The sequence below is a fragment of the Streptococcus sp. 210928-DFI.4.42 genome (assembly GCF_020554365.1).
GTDB classification, from domain to species: Bacteria; Bacillota; Bacilli; order Lactobacillales; family Streptococcaceae; genus Streptococcus; species Streptococcus parasanguinis_S.
In genome coordinates, this window is the sequence record NZ_JAJCHF010000021.1 from 1 (window position 1) to 25,933 (window position 25,933).

At 42.0% G+C, this 25,933-nt stretch carries 25 protein-coding genes; 4 read left to right on the plus strand and 21 right to left on the minus strand.

Annotation, left to right across the window (positions count from 1 at the left end; genetic code table 11):
- Window positions 1-111: 111 nt before the first annotated feature.
- The 9 genes from LIZ08_RS08130 to LIZ08_RS08170 all read right to left on the minus strand — a co-directional run bounded on the left by LIZ08_RS08130 (window position 112) and on the right by LIZ08_RS08170 (window position 10,090).
- Window positions 112-939 carry a PrsW family glutamic-type intramembrane protease gene (locus LIZ08_RS08130; protein ID WP_227038635.1) on the minus strand — a complete coding sequence of 276 codons (828 nt, stop codon included), beginning with the start codon at window positions 937-939 and terminating at the stop codon, window positions 112-114.
- On the minus strand, window positions 932-2,593 hold the full coding sequence (locus LIZ08_RS08135; RefSeq protein WP_227038636.1) for a C69 family dipeptidase: 1,662 nt from the start codon (window positions 2,591-2,593) through the stop codon (window positions 932-934). The genes LIZ08_RS08130 and LIZ08_RS08135 overlap by 8 nt, the downstream gene beginning before the upstream one ends.
- A gap of 412 nt (window positions 2,594-3,005) precedes the next feature.
- Window positions 3,006-4,010: a type 2 isopentenyl-diphosphate Delta-isomerase gene (gene fni, locus LIZ08_RS08140; RefSeq protein WP_227038637.1), complete on the minus strand. Its 1,005-nt coding sequence runs from the start codon at window positions 4,008-4,010 to the stop codon at window positions 3,006-3,008.
- Entirely contained in the window at window positions 4,007-5,014 is a 1,008-nt protein-coding gene (locus tag LIZ08_RS08145; RefSeq protein WP_227038638.1) for a phosphomevalonate kinase, read from the minus strand. The genes fni and LIZ08_RS08145 overlap by 4 nt, the downstream gene beginning before the upstream one ends.
- The gene (mvaD, locus tag LIZ08_RS08150; protein WP_227038639.1) at window positions 5,004-5,954 is read right to left on the minus strand and encodes a diphosphomevalonate decarboxylase; all 951 of its coding nucleotides are present in this window, start codon (window positions 5,952-5,954) and stop codon (window positions 5,004-5,006) included. The genes LIZ08_RS08145 and mvaD overlap by 11 nt, the downstream gene beginning before the upstream one ends.
- Window positions 5,936-6,814 (minus strand): mevalonate kinase, encoded by an 879-nt coding sequence (gene mvk, locus LIZ08_RS08155; protein ID WP_227038640.1) that lies wholly within the window; start codon window positions 6,812-6,814, stop codon window positions 5,936-5,938. The genes mvaD and mvk overlap by 19 nt, the downstream gene beginning before the upstream one ends.
- A gap of 171 nt (window positions 6,815-6,985) precedes the next feature.
- Window positions 6,986-7,927: a serine hydrolase domain-containing protein gene (locus tag LIZ08_RS08160; RefSeq protein WP_227038641.1), complete on the minus strand. Its 942-nt coding sequence runs from the start codon at window positions 7,925-7,927 to the stop codon at window positions 6,986-6,988.
- Between the two features lie 10 nt (window positions 7,928-7,937).
- Entirely contained in the window at window positions 7,938-8,705 is a 768-nt protein-coding gene (locus LIZ08_RS08165) for a CppA family protein (RefSeq protein ID WP_227038642.1), read from the minus strand.
- A 107-nt stretch (window positions 8,706-8,812) separates the two neighbouring features.
- A complete protein-coding gene (locus LIZ08_RS08170) occupies window positions 8,813-10,090 on the minus strand; it encodes a DUF308 domain-containing protein (RefSeq protein ID WP_264463495.1) in 1,278 nt (425 codons plus the stop codon).
- Window positions 10,091-10,191: 101 nt separating this feature from the next.
- Between LIZ08_RS08170 and LIZ08_RS08175 the strand changes: the two genes are divergently transcribed.
- From LIZ08_RS08175 to LIZ08_RS08190, 4 genes are all read left to right on the plus strand, one after another.
- On the plus strand, window positions 10,192-12,480 hold the full coding sequence (locus LIZ08_RS08175) for a Xaa-Pro dipeptidyl-peptidase (RefSeq protein ID WP_227038643.1): 2,289 nt from the start codon (window positions 10,192-10,194) through the stop codon (window positions 12,478-12,480).
- A gap of 104 nt (window positions 12,481-12,584) precedes the next feature.
- Window positions 12,585-13,079: a DUF536 domain-containing protein gene (locus LIZ08_RS08180; RefSeq protein WP_003008835.1), complete on the plus strand. Its 495-nt coding sequence runs from the start codon at window positions 12,585-12,587 to the stop codon at window positions 13,077-13,079.
- Window positions 13,080-13,132: 53 nt separating this feature from the next.
- The gene (locus LIZ08_RS08185; RefSeq protein ID WP_049515767.1) at window positions 13,133-13,726 is read left to right on the plus strand and encodes a 3'-5' exonuclease; all 594 of its coding nucleotides are present in this window, start codon (window positions 13,133-13,135) and stop codon (window positions 13,724-13,726) included.
- A gap of 323 nt (window positions 13,727-14,049) precedes the next feature.
- Window positions 14,050-15,624 carry an ATP-binding cassette domain-containing protein gene (locus LIZ08_RS08190; RefSeq protein WP_227038644.1) on the plus strand — a complete coding sequence of 525 codons (1,575 nt, stop codon included), beginning with the start codon at window positions 14,050-14,052 and terminating at the stop codon, window positions 15,622-15,624.
- Between the two features lie 292 nt (window positions 15,625-15,916).
- Here the strand turns inward: LIZ08_RS08190 and LIZ08_RS08195 are convergent, their stop codons facing one another.
- From LIZ08_RS08195 to LIZ08_RS08250, 12 genes are all read right to left on the minus strand, one after another.
- Entirely contained in the window at window positions 15,917-16,216 is a 300-nt protein-coding gene (locus LIZ08_RS08195; RefSeq protein ID WP_003005613.1) for a YbaB/EbfC family nucleoid-associated protein, read from the minus strand.
- Between the two features lie 78 nt (window positions 16,217-16,294).
- Window positions 16,295-17,446 carry a site-specific integrase gene (locus tag LIZ08_RS08200; protein ID WP_049488261.1) on the minus strand — a complete coding sequence of 384 codons (1,152 nt, stop codon included), beginning with the start codon at window positions 17,444-17,446 and terminating at the stop codon, window positions 16,295-16,297.
- 1 nt (window position 17,447) lies between these two features.
- Window positions 17,448-17,696: a DUF3173 family protein gene (locus LIZ08_RS08205; RefSeq protein WP_003005186.1), complete on the minus strand. Its 249-nt coding sequence runs from the start codon at window positions 17,694-17,696 to the stop codon at window positions 17,448-17,450.
- Between the two features lie 16 nt (window positions 17,697-17,712).
- Window positions 17,713-18,825, minus strand: coding sequence for a CHAP domain-containing protein (locus tag LIZ08_RS08210; protein WP_070586819.1), 1,113 nt, complete (start codon window positions 18,823-18,825; stop codon window positions 17,713-17,715).
- A gap of 16 nt (window positions 18,826-18,841) precedes the next feature.
- Window positions 18,842-19,066: a hypothetical protein gene (locus LIZ08_RS08215; protein ID WP_227038645.1), complete on the minus strand. Its 225-nt coding sequence runs from the start codon at window positions 19,064-19,066 to the stop codon at window positions 18,842-18,844.
- 1 nt (window position 19,067) lies between these two features.
- A complete protein-coding gene (locus LIZ08_RS08220) occupies window positions 19,068-20,951 on the minus strand; it encodes a conjugal transfer protein (RefSeq protein WP_227038646.1) in 1,884 nt (627 codons plus the stop codon).
- An 11-nt stretch (window positions 20,952-20,962) separates the two neighbouring features.
- Entirely contained in the window at window positions 20,963-23,467 is a 2,505-nt protein-coding gene (locus tag LIZ08_RS08225) for an ATP-binding protein (protein WP_227038647.1), read from the minus strand.
- 13 nt (window positions 23,468-23,480) lie between these two features.
- Window positions 23,481-23,891, minus strand: coding sequence for a conjugal transfer protein (locus tag LIZ08_RS08230; RefSeq protein WP_201037196.1), 411 nt, complete (start codon window positions 23,889-23,891; stop codon window positions 23,481-23,483).
- A 2-nt stretch (window positions 23,892-23,893) separates the two neighbouring features.
- Complete coding sequence (locus tag LIZ08_RS08235; RefSeq protein WP_003005585.1) at window positions 23,894-24,118, minus strand: TcpD family membrane protein; 225 nt, start codon at window positions 24,116-24,118, stop codon at window positions 23,894-23,896.
- Window positions 24,119-24,127: 9 nt separating this feature from the next.
- On the minus strand, window positions 24,128-25,123 hold the full coding sequence (locus LIZ08_RS08240; protein ID WP_227038648.1) for a conjugal transfer protein: 996 nt from the start codon (window positions 25,121-25,123) through the stop codon (window positions 24,128-24,130).
- A gap of 11 nt (window positions 25,124-25,134) precedes the next feature.
- Window positions 25,135-25,692, minus strand: coding sequence for a conjugal transfer protein (locus LIZ08_RS08245; protein WP_227038649.1), 558 nt, complete (start codon window positions 25,690-25,692; stop codon window positions 25,135-25,137).
- 1 nt (window position 25,693) lies between these two features.
- Window positions 25,694-25,927 (minus strand): hypothetical protein, encoded by a 234-nt coding sequence (locus tag LIZ08_RS08250; protein WP_045759896.1) that lies wholly within the window; start codon window positions 25,925-25,927, stop codon window positions 25,694-25,696.
- Between the last annotated feature and the right edge of the window lie 6 nt (window positions 25,928-25,933).

A 25,933-nucleotide genomic window follows, 5' to 3' on the forward strand; every position in this document is an offset into this window, starting at 1 on the left:
TTCATCAGCTTTTACAGCCCTACTCAACTGTGCGGAGGTGGGACGACGAAATCGAGTTCTAACGAATTACCGATTTCTGTCCCACTCTCTTTTGTGTTTGAAAAATTTTTCTTATTGTTTTAAAAATGGCAGCTCGGGATGTTTCTTAGTATAGAGCACCACTTCGATAAAGGTCCCTACTTGGACGGCAAAGAGTAGTCCGACGAGAAGATTAATCCGATGGTCTGTTTCATAAAACGGAGAGTTCCATAAGAAGTGATTGGCTACTGTCGAGAGAACACACCAAAGCCCAAAGAGTTTTTCCTTTTGCTGGGTTACTTGAGACAACAAGAGGAAGATACCAACGGATACAACAGCAGTATAGAGGGCATGTGAAGCTAATCCACCAGAGATCCGGTTAATGGCCTCAGTAACCGCGGCTAATTGGCTGGTTTTGGTTTGGCGAGCAACATACCCTAAATCCTCAATGATTTGAAAACCAAAGCCAGAGCCCAAGCCTGCAATTAGAATCGCTTTTAGATCTTTCTTGCCAACCATCAAGACAACCCAAAAGGCAACCAGAGCCTTAAAGAATTCCTCTGAAAATGGGGCCGTCAAGGCATCGGTCCACTTGTTAAAGACAGTGGCATCCTTGATCACATGGCTATTCATAATATCAATCAAGCTATTGCCTGAAAAGCTCAACCAGCCTGCTACGAAGGCTCCTCCAAACATGGCAATCCATAAGACATAAGTTGGGACAGACAACTGCTTGCCCAATCGTTTTGAAAAGAGATAGAGCGGGATAATAATTGCAGCTAAGACAGACAAGTTTAAGACCAAATCTCTGCCTGCAGACTGGCTAAATTCTTGTTGAGAAAGATGACCGAGTTCAAACTCCAAGCCAATTCCTGCCAACAGTAGAAAAAGATAGATCGAGGCTCTTTGAATTTTAGTCATCTTGTTTTCCTCCCTTTTGTTTCTTTGAGCGAATCAGGTAGATCACAATCGCTAGAAGGGTTGCCCCGAATAAGCCTGCTGCTAGAATGTAATCATAGTCAAATTCAACGAGATCAATCTTTTCTTCATAAGCAGCATCTTCTTCGTCATCTAAATTCTGCAGAGCACTTTTTCCGTGTTCATCTGCTACCTTTTGTTCTGCTTCTTTTCTGATTTCTTGCAAGCGTTCGAAGGTTTTCTCAGCTCTTGCCAAGCTTTCCTCTGTTGCCTTCTCACTCGCTTCTTCAGGCTGAGAAGCAAGGGCAATTTGCTCCTTATCACTCAGATCTTGTTCGACCATCCACTGAGACTCCAATCGTTCCATTTCAGTACGAATCGCCCCATCTTCGAATAAATCTGGATACTTGGCCACAAGGTCATTGATTCTTGAAATGGTCCAATACCAAGAGCGATCATTGTAATGATCCCCTAATTCTTGGTAGGCTTGATAGGTGTTGAGAATATTGCCATAGTAGGGTAGATATGGAGCATTTCGTGGACTACCCATCGACAGCCACATGGTGCCCCCACCCGCACTCGCTGGGACATCGTCTTTCAGTTGGAAAATATGGGCCTCCATGACATTTGGATTGGAAATAGGGTATTTATAAACCGCATCAAACTCCCCTTTTTTCGGAATACCTTTTCCATCCAGCTCCATTTGATCCTGTGGTTTATATTTGGTTCCTTCCAAACGATTGCGTTGGAGATTCATAGCATCGCGGAGAGTTAATTTCCGATCGGTTGTATGAAGAAGGTCAAAGGACGCATCGTCATATTTAACAGGAGAGCTTGGGTCTAGCGATTTGATTCCCGACCAAACCCGAGAGCGATCTGCTTCTTGCAAAGGCGGATTATAGGATTGAGAAACGTGGAATTTTCCGTCCACTTCCTTATAGCTATTGGCTTCTTTGGCGACTTTTTCAAGATCTTTTGAGGCGATCGTGCGTTCGGTATCTGACAGATCTACATCCCCTAAGAAGAAAGTATTTGGAAAGACCGCAAACCGATCCTCTGGGAAGAGAATCGCCGCATATTGATGGCCAGATAGGATTTCCATATACCAGACGCCTTCTTTATCGGCAATGGTCACAATATTTCCTTCTGCAGCGCCTTTTTCTTCGACGATTTTAGCAATGAGTTCGACCCCTTCTCTTGCGGTTTTCACACTAGGGAGAACGATACTGGTCAAGCCCGATTCTGCGAGGCCATCCTTGACATAGGGATCCACTTTTTGGATCTTGTCATTTGCTGAAGCCGATACAGTGGCAGAAATGGAAACCCCATATTCATTGAATCCTGCTTCGTCAAAAATCCCCTGATCAGGGGTGACATCTGGAACCGCTGTATACTTATAGCTAATCTCTGGCAAGGGATATTGAAAACCGTTGGCGGCATCTTCAAAGATGGCACCTTTTTTATTGTAGACACGCTCTCTGACCACAAAATTTTTATTATGGTTGGGCTCTAAATCTTCTGTACGCCCTACCAAGGTCGAACCGTCGGCAGTCAGTTTCTTCCCGATGATGAACCCCGTGCAAGCTTCAACAGGTTGAGCAATCAACAAAAGCGGAAGCAAGGCTGCTACAGCTGATCGAAAATAGTGCTTCTTCATCCTAAACTCCTTTTTAAAAATGTTTTTCCTTATTTAGTATACTCTTTTACAAGCCTGTTTTGCAAGCGATTCCAGCAACCGTAAACGATTCGTAAACTATCAGAATTTTTGAGGAGAACACTTTTTCAAAAAAAATAAAAAATTGGCTTATTTTGCCAATCCTAAACGAATAGGAACTAATTTTTAAGTAAAATAAGTTATGTGATTCTTCAAAGAACTATAAAAGAGTTCTAATTTTCAAAATGAATCATAATATACGAAAACTTTCCGCCGTGAGAAAAGTGCCTGAAACGTTTTTGTTTCAGGCACTCGGGAGTTTTGAAACCTTAGGTTCAAAACTAAGTCATGGAACTTCGTAGAAGTTCGCTGACGTCCGTACTCACCTAAGGAAAGTTTCTAAAATGATTTTTCTTCATTTTTTCTGTTGCTGAGCTTGCCACAACTTTCCATAGAGGAGATAGTCGACTTCACGGAGCTCTTTCAGGTTCTGACAACCGAGCGCACATAGAAGCAATCTGAGGTCTTCTTTCCAGCCTTGGACAAGGACGATCACTTCTTCAATGCTCTTAGTCTCTACCATCTCAAGAAAAACGCGGGATAGTCCTACGCCACGCGCTCCAAGGACTAAGGCCTTGACCATATCAAGGGGATGACGGATGCCCCCGCTTGCGAGGACCTCAATCTGATCCATCTGATCCTGTAACTGTAAGAGACACTGCGCAGTTGATTGTCCCCAATCATCCAGATAAGCACGATTGCCACCACGACGATTCTCAATATAGGCAAAACTAGTGCCACCACGACCAGAAATATCGACGGTTTTGATCCCAGCTTCTAACGCTGCCTGAACTGTTTTGGGATCCATACCAAAGCCAACTTCCTTCAGGACTACAGGTACAGGAAAGCCCTGCCCATAGCTCTTTAGATGGTCTTTCCAAGTGTGGAAAATCCGCTCCCCTTCGGGCATGAGCAACTCTTGCATCAGATTCACATGGACTTGAAGAAAGAGAGGTTGTAGCTCTTCCACTGTTCGCAAGCCCAGATCTGGCTCTTTATCGATGCCAATGTTGGTTGCTAAAAGAAGATGAGGATGGTCTTTTTTGACCGCATACGATTGATCGTTCGGATCCTTCAGCCCTGCGCTGTAAGAGCCAGTCACAAAGAGAATCCCACAGGCTTCGGCTACTGCTGCCAACTTTTGATTGATCTCTTTGGCCCGTTTACTCCCGCCTGTCATAGCATTGATATAAAAAGGGACCTCCCAATCACGCCCTGCGAAATGGGTTGTCAAATCAATCTCCGCTAGATCCACAAGGGGGAGGGATCGGTGAATCAGCTCGATCTCATCAAAGCTATTATAGGAGGAGCTTTGCTCCAAGGCATAACGAATATGCTGGTCTTTTCGATTTTCGCTCACGAATCTCCCATCCTTTCTTGGTAAATGACTTCAATATTCTTTTTCTTCCAGCGGTCTATCAAGGTCTGAGTCTCAACTGGATCAAAACTAAGGGCGATCCCACAGTCGCCTCCTCCAGCACCACTAGATTTGGCACAGGCAGAAAGACCCTCTGTCGCTTCTTGCAGAACTTTCAGAGCTGGGGTATAGATCAAAGGGTTCAAAGACTTTAGGTTCTTATCGGCACGTTTGATACTGGTCTCAATTTCTTTTTGGTTCCCTTCACGGAGGCCTTTTTCAAGATTCTTCACTGCGCTCTGGCTCTCCTGAAGAAATTCTTCCTTGATCGCTCCCTTGACCTGACGGATCAAATCACTTGAAATCGCTGGTTCCTTGGTCCAACCAACCAGAAAATCATAAGCGATGGCTGGCTGGATCGAGCAGATCTGGTAGTCCCAATCCAGGTCTAAAACTTGTGACAGGGGCTGAGAAGTCAAGACTTCATGCAACCAAGCCCGATCAAAGGATTGGTAATAAATCAAGTCCTCGTAGGCAATACAAGCCAAATCGCCCATGGAACCATTGTCCCCTCTTTGCACCAAGACCACTGCTGCTAGTCGAAAGAGCAGGTCCGGATGTAGGTCTAGTTCATACAGAGCGGCCACGGCCTTGATCACGAGCAAGACCACACTTCCGCTGGAACCAATCCCATACTTTTTCCTCTCTTCGCCCAACGTCCCTCTTAGGTGAAGATCAAACGGTTTAGGGGCTATCCCCTGATCTTTCAGCCACTTTTCCATAAGCTGAATAGTCTCTTGAATCAAGGCGTAGTCCTTATTTGGGGTCAAATCTACCTTGTAACCAAAAAGGTCTGAGGCTAGCTGATAGCTTCTAGATTCTTGGATAGTAGCTGACAGATAAATGGGAATAAACTGAATCACGGCTCCATAGCCAGGTGTTAGCACCGCGTATTCTCCAGCTAGATAGAGCTTACCTCCAGTCTGTACCTGATACTTAGTCTTCATCTTGAGGGTCCTTTGTTTTAGATACGATGGTCCGATAGCGGGCATCAAATAAAGGCACCAGCTGATCCAAGTCTTCTTCTAAACAGAGAACCTTAACATTCGGCCCTGCATCCATGGTAAAGTAACAAGCATGGCCTGCAGCGCGAAGCTCACGGACAAAGTCCATAGCTTTGTGGCTTTCTTCTGTCAAGTAGCTAAAGGCTGGAGTGGCTGTTCTAGTCGTCGCATGCATAGCAAGGGCATTGCGCTCTGTCAGCTGACCGACATGTTCAAAATTATTGCCAGCTAGATAGTCCAGCATATCCTTATAATCTTGTCTAGACTCTTCGATCCATTCTTTGAAATTAGCCGAAGTCTCCATGCAGCGTTTCATCCCTTCCCGGCTGGAAACGGGCTTTTGCTTGTCATTGAGAACCAGCATGATCATAGCCAGTTTCAGGTCTGTTTTAACCTTATAAATTTCTCCACTTTCTTTGTCCCAGGCTGCTAAGGGTCCAAAGAAAGACCGTGAAGAAGAACCCGAAGCAAACTTGGCTTTTTGAGCTAATTCCTCCTGACTCAAGCCCAAATCATAATACCGATTGCAAGCCTTGACGAGAGCAGAGAGCCCACTCGAGCTAGAGGACAAGCCTGCTGCGGTTGGCATGTTGTTGCTGGTATCCACTCGAACAAATCCCGCTTCATTTGCTGGCTTCAAGCCATCAATCACAGCTCCAATTTTGGCTTGCTCAGCTGGATGTTGGAATTCCCCATCGATGTAAAATTCATGCGCAGTCGCATCTGCTGGCAAGGGAGAGAGACTGGTCTCTGTATACATATTTTCTAAGGTCAACGAAATCGAACTGGTCGAAGGGACCATCTGTTTGGCATCTTCTTTTCCCCAGTATTTGATAATCGCGATATTGGCATAGGACTTAGCCTTTACAGGTTTTCGATCCATGTATGGTGCGCTCCTTCTTTTTCTAATGCATGGGCAATGGTTGCTGCTTCACGAGAATCCTTGACGAGGGCAATCACACAGCCACCAAGACCGCCTCCGCTCATTTTAGCGCCTAAGGCCCCATTTTCAAGGGCAACGGCGACCAGATGGTCTGCTTTTTCACAGCTGACACCCACGGCTCTCAAGTGCTCATGGCAAGTAGTCAAAGCCTGTCCTAGGTTCGTTAGATCATTCATTTTCAGAGCCTCTTCCACCTGCTGGGTCAACTGACCAATCTCATGGAAATGGGACAAAACTTCCTGCCCCCTGGCTTCAACCTTTTGAATCGCCTCACGGGTATTGCCGTGAATCCCTGTATCTGCAATCACCAAGCTCGCTTTTATACCCAGCTCTAGCGGGTAAAAGCCGACATTCCGGATGAATTTAATGGCTTGATCGCTCAAACAGGTCTTGGCATCGAGCCCACTTGGATTCATATGGGCAATGGTTTCTGCTCGATTGACCAGGATTTCTAAGGTCTCATCATCCAGCTCCTCTTGATAATAGTCAAAAACGGCACGAATGGCTGCGATACTCACCGCCGCAGACGATCCCATCCCCCGTTTTTCCGGTACCATGGACTGAATCCGGCAGCGAATTCGGGCCTCGCGAATCCCGAGGTGCTCAAGAGACGCAAAAACCGCCATGGACAAGGTGTCATCTTCAAACAAAATCCATGGACTGTCTGCCGGGATGATCTGGCAGGTCACTTCGATATGATGGAGTGGCAAGGCAATAGCCGGATAACCATAGACCACCGCATGCTCTCCAATTAAGATAATTTTACTATGCGCCCTTCCGACGCCTATCTCTTTGTTCATATTCATCTCGTTCTATTATGGTCATTACTATTTTAATATAAATCAGCCAAAAAAGCGATGCTTTTGAAGGAAATCCAACCTAAGACGGAGTTCAAAAATGAATCTCCTACCAGTTTCTTTCTCACGGACAGACCGTAAAAGGCCAGGATCCATCATCCTAGCCTTCCATTTCTATTGTTCAAATTCTTGTTTGATCAAATCCATCAAGGAGTTGCGGTCGAGGATCCATTGGGCCCGTTCGTCCTTCTCATAGGTCCGGTTGGACAAAAAGATCACAGCTTCCTGTCTCTTGCGATTGTACATGATGAAGGTTCCAGTATAGCCCGTATGATCCAACCAGTCACCCTCTAGATTCCATCCGAGAGCGCGGGTCTTGCCCTCTTCACGCGCAAAATTCTGAGACAAGTCACGCGCAAAATCCTCCTTCAGATAATGCTCTAAGAAGCACTCTAGATCAGCAACAGTTGAAAAAAGTCCTGCACTTCCCGCATGAGGGCCCAGAACTCTCGCTTTGGGATCATGAACACTTCCAGAAGCAAGGCCACGGACCGTTGGCACCGCCTTTTCGACCGGTCCAAACCGTGTTTCCGCCATCTGCCAGGGTGCAAAAATCAATTCTTCAAACAAGTCATCCAAGGACTGACCGAATGCTTCTTCTAACCAAAAACCTAGCAAAAGAAAATTGACATCGGTGTAATGAAAACTCTTGTCCTCTTTTAACTGCAAATTTTCAAGGGCTTCTTTCAACTGTCCCGCATCCAACTGGTCCCGATTGGGAATAAAGGGATCAAGCCCAGAAGTATGGGTCAACAGTTCCCGGATGGTCGTCTTTTCATGAGCAAAACGTGGGTAGACCTCTTTAAAAGGGCGGTCGAGCGTAAGCTCTCCTTTCGCATACAAAAAGGCACAGATAGTAGCTACTCCGACAACCTTGCTGACACTGGCCAAATCATAGACCAAATCAGCCTCTACTGGCTCTCCTTTTTCAGGATCTGCGAGTCCCAGATAGTGCTCACTCCACTGACCATTTCGGTAAAGCGCAAGAGAGGCACCTGGATAGATGCCTTCTTGGATTTGTTCGGTGATTTTTTCTATGATTGCCTTCACGCTCATCACTCCATTCTTATTCTTCATAAGAAATATGGACCTGATCTTGATTGGCTTCAAACCAGAGTTCGATCTGGCTCGGATCCTTAGCAATCAAGAAAGTTCCCTTACGGTGCACAAAATCGACAGCTTCTCCTAAGCTTTCTTTCAGAACTTCTACATCAAAAGGAGCCAATTCGACCTTGATCATACTCAAATCCCAAGTCACATGGTTTCCCACTTGGAGATCTTCTCCTTGAGCCTCTTGCAAATGGATAAGATGTGCCAAAGTTGGCAAGCTGCTATAGAACTTCTCAGCCTTAGCAAGATCGGCCACATTGACCTCAAGAAAGTCCACATCAAAGTTCGTCAAACCTTTGAAATCTTCGGGAGCTTCTACAAGAGGCGCTTTCTCCAACGGTTCTAGGCTTTCAAGATTTTCTTCAGCATGCACGAAAATGGTATCTCCTTGAGGAGACACAACTTCAAAGGCGCGACCATTAGCTCCTTGGTAAAGGGCGCTTGTTTCTGGCTGGCGGGCCAACAAATAATCAATTTCTTGAGCTTGTGCCACTTTCACCACGATGCGACCCAATTTCTTTGGACCTTCGACCTTACGCGAACGCATACTCGGTGACTCTTCTAAGACGATTTTTTCTACTTTTGAGGCATCTCCTAAAGATAGGAGAGCTCCTTCTTCCACTAATACTTTCATTCCCAATGTCTCTTCATAAAAGCGTTGATTGACATTTCGGTTATTCACTTTCAAGACTGGGATCACTCTTACGATCTGATTTGCTGTCATAACTTCCTCCAAGCTCTTTTTATTGTAAATAATTTTCTGGTTTTTTACAAGAAATTTTGCGCAAGAAAAGACAGATTTTTCAAAAATAAAAATCTGTCTTTCTTTACTTAATATACTGTTCGTGTATGGACCCGCCCGTTTGGAGCTTCAAATTCGTATTCTAAGTAATCCTGATAGGTCCCTGGTGCAATCACTCCACGCACATCTAATACAGCCGTTCCCGCCTGTCCCACAATGGAATCTGCTAACAGGCAGCAATTAGTAGACAGAACAAAGTAAGATTTAAAACGCGAAGAAGTAAATTTATATAGCTCAGCCCCTAAATCATATTTCAATTTGTAAGCGTAGGTCGGCTGACCGTCTTCCAGTAACCTACTAGGTGGATCCCAAGGTTCTAACAACTGATCAATTTCAGCTAGACGCTTCTCTACTGCCTGATTCTCTTCTTCGGTAAGGGATAGGCTGTAGCCAAACAGCGTCTTTTGACTCTCTTTTTTACATAGTTCGATGTATGGTTCCTTATCCACTTTAAACAGTACGCCATCCCCAATCGTCCCAAATAGACGCTCTGAAAAGGGATCGTAACTTCCGTAAGAAATGACCTTCCCCTGATAACAAATATCTACATGCCCAATCGCTCCAAATAAGTTGCTGTCAGAAGTATGAACCAAAATTTCTAATTCCCTTGCCTCTTCTTCTTTTTTCACCAATCGATAAGGGCCTGTGTGTCCCGCCGAGCTCCCTTTTTGAAGAAACTGGTTAAACCGTTTTAACTCCTTAGCAGGGATAAAGGCTGCAAAGATAACCGGTAGGCTAATACGAAAGCGACGTTTTAACTCTTGGCCTTGTTGGTCTTTGTCAAATAAAATACCATCTCGAATATTAGAAATCCCCAACAAGACCAGATAAGCCCCCAAGAGGATAAATTGGAAGTGCCCATCTGAACCAGGTTCCAAGACAGTTGCTAGACCAAGCCCACCGTTTAAAAGCGCATCCCATAAATAGAGCCAGCCTCCTTTTACCCGATTGGCCTTATAAAGCCAAAATGTGATCCCATAGACAATGGCACTCCCCAACTGATATGCCCCTAAACAAATCACAACTAAGTTTACGGGCAGACCACTCAGTCGATTCAACCAGATCAACGCAAGTGAAAGAAAAATAAACCAAATAGAGTGGCTATAGGAAATAGACTTGCTACGTAACAAAAAGCGAAGAAGAAAGCTTCCTAGTCCATCAACTAAAAAGTAAATGGCTAATAGATCCAAGGAAAATTTGGTGAAACCAACGCCGTTTCGAAAAATGAGAATCCCAAAAATGACGGCAAGAACCCCAAACAATAAGGTCCGTCTTCTTGCAACTTGTTCAAAAGATATTTTTTTCAATATTCCTTCTCCTTATAGACGAAAGGTCTTTAGACAAATACTATTTTATCACGTATAATATAAGAAGTAAAGAAAAAAGAAACTGATAAAAGGAGCAGTCTATGAAATACAATCAATATAGCTATCTATCTGTTGACCAAAAAGACATTCTTAAGGAACTAAAAGAAATTGGGTTTGACCTTCCCACCCACCTCCCAGAAAAAGAACTGTTTGAATGGTTTGTCCGCAAGGTTTACTTCACCTATAAAGATACAGATTATCCCCTCTCTAACCTAGTGGTGGATTCTAAAACAGACTTTTTAACGTATATCCAATCTGACTGCGAATGGTCTCCGAACATTTTTTACACAGTAGCCCTCCAATTACTCGGTTTCCGCTATTTTATTGATTTTGAAGATACGGATAGCTTCTTGAAAGAAGTCCAATTTCCGATTGAGTATGGAAACTTGGTAGAAAACCTCTATCACCTTCTCAATACTCGAACAGTAAAAGGAAATTTACTCATCGATCAGTTGGTCAGCGATGGCTTGATTCCTGAAGATAACCAGTATCACTATTTTAACGGCAAGAGCCTCGCGACCTTTACAAGCCAGGATGCTATCCGTGAGGTCGTTTATGTCGAAAGCCGGGTCGATACCGACAAGGATGGCTTGCCAGACTTGGTTAAGGTCAGCATTATCCGTCCTCGCTATGAAGGCAAGATTCCAGCTGTTATGACCGCAAGTCCTTATCACCAAGGGACCAACGATAAGGCCAGCGACAAGGCCCTCTACAATATGAATGTCGACCTCGAGGTCAAAGAACCTCATACCATTCAAGTAGAAGTACCTCAATTAGAATTGGTGGATCCTGTCGGTTCAGCTGAGCTAGTCGATGAAGCTGAAGAAACTCTCACCCATATCAATTCCAGCTATACCCTCAACGACTACCTCCTTCCACGCGGCTACGCTAATCTCTACGTATCTGGAGTGGGGACAAAAGATTCGCAAGGCTTGATGACCAATGGAAATTACCAACAAATCGAAGCCTACAAGAACGTTATCGACTGGCTCAATGGCCGTTGCCGGGCCTTTACAGATCACACACGCAAACGCCAAGTCAAAGCTGATTGGTCTAATGGAAAGGTCGCAACCACCGGGATCTCTTACCTTGGAACCATGTCTAACGGCCTTGCGACCACAGGTGTGGACGGTCTTGAAGTCATCATTGCAGAGGCTGGGATCTCTTCTTGGTACAACTACTACCGCGAAAACGGCCTCGTGACAAGTCCTGGTGGCTATCCAGGTGAAGATTTCGATTCCCTTGCCGAATTGACCTACTCGCGCAACCTTCTAGGTGGAGACTATTTGCACCATAATGCAGCCCACCAAGCCGATCTAGACATCGTGAAAAAAGAGCTGGACCGCGCTTCTGGAGACTACAATCAATTCTGGCACGACCGCAATTATCTCTTACATGCTGATCAGGTGAAGGCTGAGGTGGTCTTCACTCATGGTTCGCAAGACTGGAACGTGAAACCTCTTCACGTCTTTAATATGTTCCAGGCTCTTCCAACAAGCATCAAGAAACACCTCTTCTATCACAATGGTGCCCATGTCTATCTCAACAACTGGCAATCCATTGACTTCCGCGAAAGCATGAACGCCCTCCTCTCTAAAAAATTGCTGGGCTACGATTCAAGCTATGAATTGCCTACTGTCATCTGGCAGGACAATACAGGAGAACAAAGTTGGACTTCCTTGGATGATTTTGGCAACCAAACAAATCAGCGGACCTTCTCCCTGGGAGACGACGAAAAAGTCATCCAAAACCGCTACGAGACAAAAGATTACGAGCGCTATGGCAAGGCTTATCCGACCTTCTTAACGGACCTCTACCAGGATAAGGCGCAACAGGTGACCATTGATCTTCCAATCGAAGAAGACCTACACCTCAATGGGAAAGCTCGCCTTCACCTGCGACTTTACTCCAGCACCAATAAAGGCCTGCTTTCAGCCCAACTCTTAGAGCTTGGAAGCAAGAAATACCTCCAACCCTATCCTGCTGTCTTGTCGGTCCGTACGCTGGATAACGGTCGCTACCATATGCTAGACAATTTGACTGAGTTGCCTTTCAAAGAAGCTGGCCAACGAGTCATTTCTAAAGGTTATCTCAACCTCCAAAATCGTCATGACCTCTTAGAGGTTGAGGCTGTGACGCCAGGCGAGTGGATGGAATTTGACTTTGATCTTCAACCAACCATCTACAAGCTCGAAAAAGGAGCGACCCTTCGCCTGGTCCTTTACACAACGGACTTTGAAATCACTGTGCGCGATCAAACCGATTACCAACTGACCATTGATTTAGCACAATCCAGCCTCCATCTTCCTGAAATGACAGAGACCCGCTAATCGTGGTCTCAAGGCTTGCCCTTACTCGGCTTCATTTGACAGCTTAGCCTACTTATGTTACTATCTAATAGAGTATTTCATAGAAAAAGATATTAGAGGAAGTTATGGCGATTGAAAAAACTGTCAGCGAAATTGCTGAAATTTTAGGAGTCAGCCGCCAGGCGGTCAATAACCGTGTCAAGGCGCTGGCTCCAGAAGATACACAAAAAAACGAAAAAGGGGTTACCGTTGTAACCCGTAGTGGCTTGATCAAGCTCGAAGAAATCTACAAAAAAACTATTTTTGAAGATGAGCCAGTCAGCGATGATGTGAAGCAACGCGAATTGATGGAAATTTTAGTGGATGAAAAAAATGCTGAAATCGTCCGTCTTTACGAGCAACTCAAAGCCAAAGACGAGCAACTCGCTAAGAAAGATGAACAGTTGCGCGTGAAAGACGTTCAAATTGCTGAAAAAGACAAGCAATTGGACCAACAACAACAATTGACTTTACAAGCAATGAATGACCGCGACACCTTGAAACTTGAACTCGAACAAGCCAATGAAAAAGTTCAAGAGCAAGAAAGCAAAGGTTTCTGGGCACGCGTTTTCCGTCGATAATCTGGGGCTGGATCCTACCAGTCCCTTTTCTTTTCTACCACAGGAGATTTTCCATGAAAACATTAGAAGATTATATCGCCTTCGATCTCGAATTTAACCAATACGAAGGTGCCTATCAGATCATCCAGGTGTCTGCCGTGCGTTTTACGGACGGTAAAGAAGTCGACCACTACGACTCCTACGTCTACACCGATAAGCCCCTAAAAAGCTTTATTAACGGCCTCACTGGCATAACCCAGGACAAGATCCAAAATGCTCCACAACTAGAGCAGGTCCTCAGTGAATTCAAGGCCTTCGTTGGAGACCGGCCCTTGATCGGATACAACGCCAAAAAAAGCGACCTTCCCATCCTGCTTGAAAATGGCTTGGATCTAGAAGACCAGTACGCTGTCGATGTCTTTGACGAGGCTTTCGAACGTCGTCCATCTGACCTTCATGGCATTAAAAATCTCCAACTCCACACCGTTGCAGCATTTCTAGGAGTCGCAGGAAGATCGCACGATAGCCTAGAAGACGCCCGCATGACAGCTCTTGTCTACCAACAATTCCTCGAATTTGATCAAGGACGCACCCTCCTTGAAGAACAAGAGAACTTCTCCACCAACCCCTTCGGAGGCTTGGACTTATCCGGATTTTTTGATGAATAAAAAGGCTCAAAACTGAGCAGTACTCCTAGAGTTAGATGTTTTCATATCTTTCTTTGGGGGTGCTTTTTATTTCATTTCTGTAAAGATTGACTAAAGTAAATTTTCATCAGACAGATAGGTAGAGTATTTTCAAAAGTCTCAACTTAAAATGATAATTATTAAGAATTTAATTATTTCTAATTTTTTGAATATTCATTGACCAGACTTATTTTTAGATGTATAATGAGCATGTAAAATATATCACAAAGAATAATATGTAATAAGATTTAATGATTACATCTGATATTTCTCAATAATAGGGTTCTATTATCTAGGAGAGATTTATGATTAATATTTTTAAATATCTTGATAAAAAAACAAAATACCTAACCATTATTGGTGCACTGGCAAACGGGGGCCTCGCTTTGGGGCAACCCTTGGTTGTTGCCAAAGCACTATCGATAGATCAAAATAACCTTACCTATTCCTCTATTTGGAAATTTGCCCTCTTTGGTTTTTCTGTCTATTTCGCTTTGTATAGTCTAATGTTATTTTGTAATCATGCAAATAATGTCTTTCGACGTGAAATTCACATGAATATCCGAACGGCACTTTTTCAGAAGTTAATGAAAGACAGGGAATATGGTGAAGATGAAAAAATTACCATGCTGACACAGGATATGGAATTTTTAGGAGATAACTTTTTTGAACGCTATATGTCTATTTCATGTTGGGGATTTGGAGCGCTGATTACGGCGATCTATATCATTGCCCAAAATGTTTTATTGGGTTCTATCTTTGTTTTCTTCACGATCTTACGTCCCATTCCACAATTCTTAATGAATAATAAGCTAAAGAATTCAGGGGATGAAATGTCTCAGGGAAGAACAGCCGTTCATAACCAAATCTCTGATAGTATTCGAGGGGCTCAAACCTTGCGGATGAATCAGGCCTTGCCTGAAAATTCTCAGCGCGTCTGGAATATCAACCTACGTTATCAGCGAGCCATTCAAAAGTTTGCTTTTACCCATAATATTGTTTTCTTTTGTAATGGTTTTATGGTCTTTCTGAGCCAAGTACTCCCCTTGGTATTAGGGTTCTTCCTTGCTATGCAGGGTCATCATGTTTCAGTGGCTAGCCTGGTTGCAATGTATATTGCCGCTGGTCAACTGGTAGGTCCTATACAAAATATTATGTATGATGTGGTTGAAGTACAAGGAGCCAAAACAACGGCAGAAAAGATTTTCGGAATCTTGAATCGAGCAGATGATAGTAAATCGGACAATCATTCGATCTCTCAAGTAGAAGAACTAGAAATTTCTCATTTAAGTAAATCTTATAATGGTAGAGAGATTATTCGCGATCTTAATCTATCCATTCGACAAGGCGAAAAAGTCCTCATCAAAGGGCCAAGTGGCTGTGGGAAATCAACCCTCTTCCGAATGATCACAGGAGAAGAAAAGCCGGATGCCGGAACGATTACTTGTCGTACAAGAGATGGAGTTAAAACAAGTCACTTTGTTCGTCAGGTAGGCATTATCAGCCAGCATCCTTTCCTCTTTAATGATACTATTCGCTACAATCTCAGTTTGGGACAAGAGTTTTCAGATCAAGAATTGGAGACTGCTTTGAGACAGGTCAAACTCGACCATGAACTCACTGATGGACTTGATTTTGTAATCACTAATAACGGAGAAAATATTTCAGGCGGACAACGAGTCCGGATTGAACTAGCCCGCTTCCTACTTCGTAAAAAGGATATTTTATTAGCAGATGAGGTAACTGCAGCTCTTGACGTAGAAAATAGCCAGATGGTTCGTGACTTGATTTTCTCACTACCGATGATGGTGTTAGAAATCGCTCACCATATTGATAATGAAAGTCGATACGATCAAGTCATTGAATTAAGAAAAGAATAAAATTACTGACATAAACCTAAAAATATATCGTTAGTATATCAAAGAAAGAAAATACTAAAACTTTCCGCAGTGAGAAAAGTGCCTGAAACAATAACGTTTCAGGCACTCGGAATTATTGAGACCTTAGGCTCAATAATTAGTCTTGGAACTTCCTGGATTGCTGAAATCATCCACTGGATAATTTCACCTAACGTCCGTACTCACCCAAGGAAAGTTTTTAATATGACTTTGTCTTCAATCTGAAAAAGGCTCAAAACTGAGCCTCTTTTGAGTTAATGAAAACTTCCTTAGCTTAAAATGGTAATTTCCCTGCGAAAGCACCGAGTTTTTTCTTGGTTGCCGCATCAATTTCTTCAATGGCAGCATTGATGGCTTGCACCGTCATATCAGAAAGAGTTTCTGTATCTTCTGGGTCGACCACTGCGGCGTTGAAATCGATGGAGACAACCTTCTTATCACCTGTAAGAGTTGCAACAACCAGGTCTTGAGCAGATTTCCCTACAAATTGAGTTGCGGCTAATTCCGCTTGGCTTTGCTCCATTTGCTTTTGCAATTTTTGAGCTTGCTTCATCATATTTTGCATATTCATCATAATGTTTTCTAGATTCCTTTCGTATCAAGGGTTTAGACCCTGTTGCTTAATTTTTACTGCCCACTTCTGCCCATTTTTCTAAAAATCGTCAAATGCATTAGCGACTTCTTTTTGTTGTGATGGGAACAAATGTGAGTAGATATTTATTGTTGTATTGATAGAACTATGTCCTAGTCGTTTCATCAGAGTGAAAAAGATATAATCCTTTCCTTCTCCTCTCCTCAATCCCTGATTAATTAAAAAGGCAACATGCGAATGCCTAAAATCATGGTTTCGAATCAATTTGAAGTCTTCTGGCAATCGTTTCTTGAATGATGCTCTAAAGTTAGAGACATTTGGAGCAGTCATAGGCTCCCCTGAAAATTGGAAAATCTGTAAATCATCTGTTGAATCAGTTAGCTTAGCCAGCTTCTGACTTTGAATTGATTTCCATGTTCTCAACTCATCCACAAAAGCTTTATGGATGTAGATCTCTCTATTTGATTGAGTTGTCTTTACAGATCCAATATGTGTTTTTCCATTACGATAATAGGCCGACTTACGGATCTTGATATATCCCTCATCAAGAAAAACATCTCTCCAAGTTAAGGCAAGTGCCTCCCCCATACGAATTCCCGTAAACATGAGTACACGATATAGAAGTTTAAAAGGATATTCACTTTCTTCGAAATAGGACTCAAACTCCTTGAATTGTTCAGGAGTATAGTAAGACATTTCTTTATGCTTTTCTGGAAGTTTCCGAATAGCATCACATGGATTATCCTGTCTAAAACCTTTTGAAATAGCGATATCAAACAACTTGTGAACAAAAATCATTTGTTGGTTAATATGCGTTGCTGTAAGTGTGCCACCTTTTACACTAGGCTGTTCGATTAACCAATCTCGATATTTTTTTACATCTTGAATGGTAACTGAAGACATATCAGCATTTTCAAAGAATCGCGATACATATTGGGTATAGTATGAGTTCTGGGTATCTACTGTACCTCTTTTATTTCCACGAAGCTCATCTTCTTCTTTTAACATTACATAAAGAGAGGAAATGGTGAGTTTTTGTGTATTCTGTATCTGATTTAACTTATGGATACGGTAATAAGCCTCATATTCCTCTGCTTCTTTTTTCGTTAAAAAATTAGATTTGCGGTGTCGTATACGTTTGCCAGTTAAGGAACTTTTACCATCACTAATATCAACTAGCCACAGTCCATCGTCCTGTTTAATTACCGCCATGCTATTTTTCTCCTTCAGTCATGACAGCGCTTTGAAGGTTCCCCTCAATTATATCATTTTTTAATTGTATTTGAAAACCAAGAATGGATTCAACTGTAATAATTGGTACACGTCCAATACGTTTATTCTTATACCATTCAAATCCTTCTTGTACAAGCTGGCTTTTAGCCTTTCGTATTAATTTACTAGCTTGTGTTTCAGAATATCCAATCAATTCCATTAAATCATTTTTATCTACAACTTGAATCATCTATATCTATTCCTTTCTAATGTCCAATAACATAGGTAAATTGTTTTGCAGTTTCCGCATCAAATGTACGATAACTAATGATCCCTAATCCTTTCACATTACATTCTGAGACGAGAATTGAGCCGTCTGATTTAACTTGTTCCACAAATGAAATATGTCCGTATATTGGATCAGCTCCAGCTTGTCCAGGGCTAAATGATAGAGCAGAGTGTTCTGTTGGTGTATGGGTTATTGTGAATCCTGGCTTATTCATCCATTGGCCACCATTTCCCATAAATGGATCAAAGTTGACTCCGACTTGTTTTCCACGGTTGAAGACATACCAGGTACATTGTCCCCAAGGATATGTACTAGTGATATATCCTGTGGTATCAATAGCTGTTGTCAAACTATAACCTACAGGTATATCATTTGAAGTTACTCCTCCACCATCTCTAGTTTTTCCTGTAGTTTGTTCAGGAGCTTTTGGTGTTCCTCCATGTTCATCAATGAATGCATCCAGTTTTTGCATGGTTTCAGCACGTCTTTTTCCTGATCCAGTAGTATCTGTGAAGTAGACTCCACCATCAGTTGCTGGATTGAGTGTTCCATTCGCAAACTTTTTAGCCTTATCATCTTGTATTTTAAAGGTTTGGTTTTTATTCCCAATGATGGTTTGCTGGGTTAGTCCGACAACAGCAATTTCATCATTGAAGTTATTGGCATATTCTGGATTGGAGTCATAGGCTCCAAACCCAAACATATTGGCTCCAGGATTAGTGGCTACTCCAGCAGTTCCAAGGGAACTTTCATTCAGTGCGATCGCAACGATTCCACGGACATCAAGATTAGATTTAGCTTCCCATTCGAGGAGCTTTTTCCCATTAATTCGGTTTTTATCATAGGAGATTCCTAACGTATCTAAAAAGCCGTCTAATTGCTCTGCTGTAATACCGAAGCGATGAACCAGTAGGTTGTGAGTATAGGGATCTCCATCTGACCAGTGATCCGCATAAGTCACTCCATTTTGGGATTGAGGTGAGCCATTCGTTCCACCACCTCCGACAGCCCCCATAAGGATAATGATGATGAGGACCGGTAGAAAGAGAGGAATGAGACCGGCTAATAGAAACCATTTTAGTTTTTTCATCGAATCTCCTTTCTAGTTAATGTCTTATATAAGCAGTGAACAGAACAGTCCCAAAACGCCATTTTGCATCTAAAACGACTGAATAGGACTTAGCCTGTAAGATGATTTTGTCTCTTTCTTGTTCTGATACTGGAAACAAAAGAAGGAAATCGACTGAGTGTTTTCCTTCTTGGTAGGCTTGATAAAGAGTTTCTTCAAGAACTCTTGGAAAAGCAGTTCTTGAGCGTATCTTGGTATTCATATCATTCTCCTCTAAGTTGTCTTAAGCGTTCTGTTAATCGGTCTCTTCGTTCAATATTGGCTCTTAATTTATCATCTCGTGTCAAGGTTTTCCTATAAGCACGAGTGAAGGCATTGGATCCTTGGGCTTTGTACATGGCTTGAGGATCTTTATATTCCTCTAATTTGCGCTCAATACTATTAATGCGGAGTTGTTTAAATGGAGAAATCCATTCTTCTTTAAGAGTTTGAAATTCCTTGTTTGAACTTGATGTTGGCTCCGCTGTGATTGGGGATTCCATTGAAGGAGTTGGTGTTTTTTCTTCAGCTGGTTTAACACTTTCAAGCGTTTGCTTTGTTTTCGGAATCCTTGGTTCTGGAGCATCCGGACTTGTTGGCGTCTCAAGTGTTTCTGTTGGGAGCACTTCATCGGGTTGGTGCTCTGATTCCTTATTGGTAAAGAAAGAACCAACATTTTGGAAGTGACTCTTGGCATTCATCATCATCCCAGCTCCAAAACCAGCACCTGCTAGGGCAAAGTTCCCAAGGTGTTGTGCAGATGAAAGACTTCTCGATGGTACTTGTGAAGCCACCTCTCTGGTCTTTGCGACTCCTTTTTCAACTTTGTTTCCAATGTCACTTGCCACCATTCGTGCTTTAGAGCCAAGAATGAATTGGATCAGTTCAGCTTTGTATTTCCATAGAAGGAAGTATACAAGTCCTTTTGATACAACTGAAATGAGTAGTTTAAAGACAAGGCCAAAGATGATCAAGGATGGAAGAGTTTTAAGGATACCATCAAATCCAGTAATGACGATATTTTCAATCATTTTTTCAATGTAGAAGACTAACAGAGTTAATAGGCTCGTGATAGCTGGGAAAAGCAATCCACCAAACATGACTTTTAAAACTCCAAAAATCAAATCTTGCATTCTTGGTACAAAGGACATCAATAGCACAATTGGAAAGAGCAGAATCATCATCAATACAAGTGTTTGAGCAATGACGTTTAGCATCTGAATCAAAATAACTGGTATCGCTAATACAAAAGCTTCACAGATTTTGAAGATAACATAAAACATACGAGTGAAAATGAAATCTGGCATAGCTGAAACCCACCGGTTCTTTTCACCATCATCATTGGCTCCATTTCCTAGTTCATCCAGATATTTAGAACGATCTTTGGATTTAACCGCTGTAAAGTTCCCATTTTTATCGCTTGTTCCTAGTACCTTACTATCGTCAAAAGTTTCTTGTTTTCCGTCTTGGCTATTCTTATATTTCCCATTTTCTTGTCCAGTATTGACAAAGACATAGGCTTTATAAGATGTTTCTGCTATATAGCTATCTGCCATGGAATCACCAATTTTAATGGATTTATTATTTCCATACTCCACCTTGATATTCGTGATATTTTTAGTGACATCTTGGGAAACATGGTTGATAGTATCAAGTAGATACAGACCACCAGAGGTGCCTGCGATTGTCCCAAAGTAACCAAAGCCAAGGATGAGAACTAGAAAGACATGAAGGAGAGTTCTTGAAAAAGCTCCCTTAGAAAAGAAGAACTGATAAAAGAGATAAAACGCCAGAATCAGAAGCAACATCGAAACGAGTGATTGTTTTGCGACTCCACCAGAACTTGAACCGATGAATCCTTTCCAGATATTCATTGCTCCATTAAACACATAGTTTTTATAGCTAGAGTATAGATCAATTTTTTCAAGAATTCGAATCAGCAAAGAAAAGAAGCCCACCACTGCGTTTAGAATGAAAAAGAAGAAGTTGACGAAAAGCTCATTAATCAGAACCCAGGCCCCATTAAAGGAAGCGAACCCAGTCGGCTCCATGTAGGACTTGAGAGAGAAGATATCGACTCCCCTTAGTTTGTCAAATGCTTCTTGCATGGATTCACCTCCTAACTAGCGTATTTATTTTCAAGGCTTGATGACACTGTAGCTTTCATTGGTTTTAGAAGCATATCAATATCTTCAAAGATGTTGTGTACGGAAATCATATTGAGATTGCCATACACGTCATAGTACAGGCATTGACCAGAAATCATGTTATCAATCCATTCGAGATTGCTTTCAGTGACTTCGAGATTGACATGTTTTAGGATATCTTCTCGTTCAGACTTTTCATAAAAGGCAAAGATGGTCCCAAATCCAGTTGTGTCATCATCATTTTCTGCATCATGTACAGACTGAGTGATCAGTGCCAAGGTATTATTTTTGGAGCGTCCAATCCGACGCATATTTTTGATAACGGCTTTTCCTTCTGCGGACTTCATAAGAATCCACGCTTCATCAAAGAACTCAATGGTATCTTCATTTTCATTTCGTTCTCCAAAGTGGGTACAGAAGGCACCAAGCGCAAACATGAGAGCGATAGAGTTTCGTTCATGATCTGAAATTTTTGTGGAATCGTCTTTTGGTAGTTTGAGGTTATTGACCTCTAGGATAGTCACTCGTGATTCATAGTTAAGTCCTTGAGTGGTACCATCTGAAAAGGCTAGTTCCAAGATAGAATTCGTCACAATTGATGTCAGATAACGACCAACTGAAGCGATTTCAGAGGAAGTGGAGTCTCTCAGCACTTTTAGGACGTGTTTAAAGCCGACTTTCTCACCAGCGACTCGTTTTTCTACAATCGCATTAATAGCTTCTGTGATCGCTGTTTTCTGATCCATCGTGACATCATCTACGGCTTGTAGCAGAAACTCAAGCATGTTTTTTGCGACTTCTACAGCTTGTTCTTTATCTAGAACGACAATAGGATCTAAGACTCCGTGGTTTGATGGTAGTGAGCTATCCAGTGTTACAAAGTTAAAGTTCTCAATCTGTTTCTTGCGTTCAGGATAGAGACGTGCGAATTCAGGTGAGTTAATCACTTCTTGGTAGTGATTTCTAAGTTCACGTTTAGGGTCAATATAAAGGGTTTTAACATTTTGTAAAGCCACACTTAAAAAGATGATCTGTGCAAGGAAGGATTTCCCTTGTCCTGTTGCACCCGTAATGATGATATGCGGGTTCTTAGTAATCTTTCCAGCGATATCTTCCTTATTTCCCACTGTCGCATTGTAGAGGACAATGTTCTTTGAGGAATCAATGGCTTTTGCAATATTGTCCCAACGACCTGTCCAGTTATCTACTCGGCCGATATACCAACCAATACGGTTTCCAGAAGAAGTATTGGTGAAGGGCATGAGTTCTGAAAAGCCACGAGCTGTGACCATATGAGTCCAGGTGCGAGTTTTCTTTTGGAGGTTTTCTCCATAGAGTAGAGCTTGAAAGAGATAAGGTCCGTCTTGAGAGGCTTCGCTAATTTCGACTCCCATATCGTCAAAGTAATTTAAAACTACTTGTCGTCTTTGACGGAGTTGGTTTACACTAGAAGCGGAGACGATAAGATAGGCTCCATATTCGATGATATCTTCTTTATTTCCGACTTTCTTCATTAAGTCCTTTAGGGAGATGGAACCCATGATGATCTCGTCTTGTTGGACAGTATCGGTATTTTCTGCCTCCTCCATGATGTTTCTGTAACGTGTATTTGAACGTCCCATTCGACCCTTGATTTTACCAGTATCAATGAATTCTGCTTTGATTCGTAGTTCAACGGGAAAGTTCAAACGTTGGATAAATTCGCCCAGATGAAAACCGTTGAATTGAACAGGAAATTTACCTACAGGAAGAATCGTCACAAAAGAAGATCCATAAGGGCTTTCTAGCTTGAGGAAGCCACCTTTTAGGACTTTGATCAAGGTATCTGTGATATTGAACTGAGCACGATTAGCTAGCACCTCCTTCTTGTAGTGAGGGATATAGCGGAGGTATTGCATCCGCTGGTAATAAAAGAGTTCTTCATTGGATAACCGTTTTGCCCGAAGGACGGAGAAGGCTTGGAAAATGGTGAATTCATCACTTTTATAGTCTTCATACCAAGTGGGACTTAATTCATATTCATATCCAAGGCCTTTTGCGATCTTTTCTGTGAACTCATTAAAGTTCTCATAGGCTAAGTCTTTGACGGTGGCTCCATGATTTTGTTTGCGTAAGGTCACTCCGACGACCCAGTCAAACTGATAAGGAATCTCCATTTCATCCGTTAGACGATCCACCGTGTAAAGAAGAAGTTCTTCACCTAGTTCACGACTATCATCTGCTAGAGCATCTGAAAAGTCCCGCATTTTCTCTTCTAAAAGATAGTCTTTAGGGATCAGAGATATTTCAAAGAACTTGTTTTTCTGGAGCTTCTTCATCATTTGAGCAACAGTGATTTTATGTTTGCCCTTTTTCTCATCATCTGTAATGGTGATGGGAGTGTTTGGAATACGATAATAAGCAACGACAGTTTGATCTTTTTTGAGAGCTAGATTTTCATGTGTTTCCCTAATAGGATAGGTTAAAGTAATACTCATAGGTCCTCCTTTTCTATAGATTTGTTTTTTCAAAGACAATTTCTTCTACAGGCTCTATTCGATCTTCATGGTAGATAGCTCTTTTATTGATCTTAAAGTCCCAGAAGTAAATCAGGTAATCTCCAATAAAGACGTGCATCTTTTTACCGTGAGGCTCGTATTCAGTATAGAACTTGGCCAATTTGTAAGGGAGATACCAATAGAGCAAGAGAGAAATTGAGTGAGTGATTTTTGCGAGTGGCACAAAGATAAACCCTCCAAAGAGTAACATGGCCACAAAGACAATGATAAAGACAATGAAAAAGGACAACTGCATCGGTGTCGCAAAGTACCATAGTCGAGTGCCCTTTTTTGTCTTGATTTCTTGGATCCAATAAGGAGCGTTTAGGCCCTTACTGTAATCATAAAGTCTTTCTTCGTTCATACTTAAAGTCCTGATTCAATACCGAAGAGTCGCAGGAACCAGCCGACTGCTTTTAGGATATCTTGTCCTTTCGCAATTGAAACAATAACGGCATAGAAACCAACGACAGAGAAGAGTTGAAGCCAAGAGCTGTTTCGCCAAGCCTTGATCGCTAAGAGCACAGCAATGGCTGTCAGGATCCAAATTCCATCGCCCTGGAGGAAGGTTCGTAGATTGTCTGTATTCATAGAGTTCTCCTATTCTTTATCATTTGCATAATTTAGTGGAATGGTGTGTTCTAGTTTTGTGACATAGAAGGTCTTTTCTTTTTCTGAGAGAGTAAAAGTGAAGTTTTCTGAGTGAGTGGTTCCTCCGACCTCAAAGGTTGCTTGGACATAGGCAATTAGATTTTTTCCATCTTTTTTAAGATAGGTATAATCAATCGTTTTGAAGGTGGTATTGGCTATAATATCCACATCCTTAGCAATCAGATTAAGATTATCTTGATTAGTAGTATAGTTGGTAAAGAAGACCTTGAGGAATTTTTCGACTTTTTTACGCTGACCATCTGAAAAGTGATCATTAGCAGTTAGTTGGAGCTGATCATCTTCACTAAAGTGTCCAGCTTGTGAGGATTCAATAGCAGAGAACCAAGGAAGGCCAGAGATATAGTATTTCCCATCTTTTTCATCAAATGGAATATTGAAACCTGTCACAATTTCTTTTTCTTCCGTGTTATTATCCCGGCGGATAGTTTCCTTGTATTTAATCTTATAGGTCGCAACTTTCCCTTCTACAGTCACTAACTGAGAATAGAGGAGTTCACTAGGATTTCGAACTTGACCTTGGGCTTTCACATAAGGAATGAAGTTGTAAAAGCTATTTAGGTAATCCACTTGAGCTTGTTGTTTGTCTCCTTCTTGTGGAAGGGTGAAATAAGCATAGACATAGTCATTCAGGTAATACTGGAGTTTATAGTCGTATTTTCTACTCGACTCCATTGGCTGTGCCTTTTGTTTTTTAGTAGCCTCCACTTGAGCTTGTAGTGTTCCTACCTTATTTGAGAGTGTGATAGCACGAAGAGATCCCAAGAGACCAACAAAAAGGAGGAAAGCAATTCCTCCTATGACTGCGATATTGACGGTTTTTTTATTGGTGACTTTTAGTTTTGGTGGGCCTCCTTTTTTCTCCACCTTTTTAAAGTGTGAGAGGTATTCTTTTGCTTGAAGCAAGTAGCGTTTGGCTTTATCCATAGATCCTCCTTTTAGAGACCAGCGAGTTCAATGAGCTTTGAGCCTTTTGCATAGAGGCGCTTATTGGCTTTTTCAATCTCGCCGTTAATGTAATAGTAGCCTCGCAACTCAGTTTGGAGTTGTTCGATCAAGTCAGGTTTTAGGTCTTTGGCTTCTTCTTTTTTAAGGAGACTATTTAATTCTCCAGCTTTGGTCCAAGCCTCTCTGTGATCTTTCTTTTTAAGCAATTCTCCCAGTTCATTCGTGACTTGAGAGACTTTCTTTTCAAAAATAGTTTTAGTAGCCATTTCAATTTCCTTTCTAAATGTTTCTTGATTGTCTTTGATGGTCTTTTGGATATAAGTAATGAGTGAGGGGCGCATTTTCTTATTTACGCTCAACACTTGACCATCTAAGGTAAAACAGGCATGTTCATAGTTATAGAACCCTCTACTATCTGGAAGATCTTCTGTACATCTGCCTGCACATTCGTAATAGAAGTCTTTGCCCTTTCGTAAGAGGATATACATATTCCAGAATTCTTGTTCTGGAAGAAGTAAAAAGTCTGCTTGATAAATCTTCTTTAACATCTCAAGAAGCCTCAAGCAGATCATCGTAACCTAAAGCTTGGTAGATAAAATCTGAATCAAACCAGAGCCAGTCATTGATTTGTCCTTCAGTTGGTGTATCACCAGAGAAGATATCTTCACATATGACGGTTAGGGTATCTACACCACCACGTTCACGGACAGTATTCAAGGTGGTTAGTCCACCAGACCAAGCTTTAAAGTTGTCTAGTGAATTGATTTGAACTTTGTATTCCATATTGCT

Excerpts from the sequence above, each read along its gene's own strand:
- LIZ08_RS08195 (WP_003005613.1), bottom strand. The coding sequence starts at position 16,216 with ATGATGAATATGCAAAATATGATGAAGCAAGCTCAAAAATTGCAAAAG.
- LIZ08_RS08210 (WP_070586819.1), bottom strand. The coding sequence starts at position 18,825 with ATGAAAAAACTAAAATGGTTTCTATTAGCCGGTCTCATTCCTCTCTTT.
- LIZ08_RS08190 (WP_227038644.1), top strand. The coding sequence starts at position 14,050 with ATGATTAATATTTTTAAATATCTTGATAAAAAAACAAAATACCTAACC.
- LIZ08_RS08145 (WP_227038638.1), bottom strand. The coding sequence starts at position 5,014 with ATGAAGACTAAGTATCAGGTACAGACTGGAGGTAAGCTCTATCTAGCT.
- LIZ08_RS08230 (WP_201037196.1), bottom strand. The coding sequence starts at position 23,891 with ATGAACGAAGAAAGACTTTATGATTACAGTAAGGGCCTAAACGCTCCT.
- LIZ08_RS08235 (WP_003005585.1), bottom strand. The coding sequence starts at position 24,118 with ATGAATACAGACAATCTACGAACCTTCCTCCAGGGCGATGGAATTTGG.
- LIZ08_RS08185 (WP_049515767.1), top strand. The coding sequence starts at position 13,133 with ATGAAAACATTAGAAGATTATATCGCCTTCGATCTCGAATTTAACCAA.
- LIZ08_RS08250 (WP_045759896.1), bottom strand. The coding sequence starts at position 25,927 with ATGGAATACAAAGTTCAAATCAATTCACTAGACAACTTTAAAGCTTGG.
- LIZ08_RS08220 (WP_227038646.1), bottom strand. The coding sequence starts at position 20,951 with ATGCAAGAAGCATTTGACAAACTAAGGGGAGTCGATATCTTCTCTCTC.
- LIZ08_RS08135 (WP_227038636.1), bottom strand. The coding sequence starts at position 2,593 with ATGAAGAAGCACTATTTTCGATCAGCTGTAGCAGCCTTGCTTCCGCTT.
- mvk (WP_227038640.1), bottom strand. The coding sequence starts at position 6,814 with ATGAACAAAGAGATAGGCGTCGGAAGGGCGCATAGTAAAATTATCTTA.
- mvaD (WP_227038639.1), bottom strand. The coding sequence starts at position 5,954 with ATGGATCGAAAACCTGTAAAGGCTAAGTCCTATGCCAATATCGCGATT.
- LIZ08_RS08240 (WP_227038648.1), bottom strand. The coding sequence starts at position 25,123 with ATGGATAAAGCCAAACGCTACTTGCTTCAAGCAAAAGAATACCTCTCA.
- LIZ08_RS08215 (WP_227038645.1), bottom strand. The coding sequence starts at position 19,066 with ATGAATACCAAGATACGCTCAAGAACTGCTTTTCCAAGAGTTCTTGAA.
- LIZ08_RS08130 (WP_227038635.1), bottom strand. The coding sequence starts at position 939 with ATGACTAAAATTCAAAGAGCCTCGATCTATCTTTTTCTACTGTTGGCA.
- LIZ08_RS08165 (WP_227038642.1), bottom strand. The coding sequence starts at position 8,705 with ATGACAGCAAATCAGATCGTAAGAGTGATCCCAGTCTTGAAAGTGAAT.
- LIZ08_RS08180 (WP_003008835.1), top strand. The coding sequence starts at position 12,585 with ATGGCGATTGAAAAAACTGTCAGCGAAATTGCTGAAATTTTAGGAGTC.
- LIZ08_RS08175 (WP_227038643.1), top strand. The coding sequence starts at position 10,192 with ATGAAATACAATCAATATAGCTATCTATCTGTTGACCAAAAAGACATT.
- LIZ08_RS08245 (WP_227038649.1), bottom strand. The coding sequence starts at position 25,692 with ATGTTAAAGAAGATTTATCAAGCAGACTTTTTACTTCTTCCAGAACAA.
- LIZ08_RS08200 (WP_049488261.1), bottom strand. The coding sequence starts at position 17,446 with ATGGCGGTAATTAAACAGGACGATGGACTGTGGCTAGTTGATATTAGT.
- LIZ08_RS08225 (WP_227038647.1), bottom strand. The coding sequence starts at position 23,467 with ATGAGTATTACTTTAACCTATCCTATTAGGGAAACACATGAAAATCTA.
- LIZ08_RS08160 (WP_227038641.1), bottom strand. The coding sequence starts at position 7,927 with ATGAGCGTGAAGGCAATCATAGAAAAAATCACCGAACAAATCCAAGAA.
- LIZ08_RS08205 (WP_003005186.1), bottom strand. The coding sequence starts at position 17,696 with ATGATTCAAGTTGTAGATAAAAATGATTTAATGGAATTGATTGGATAT.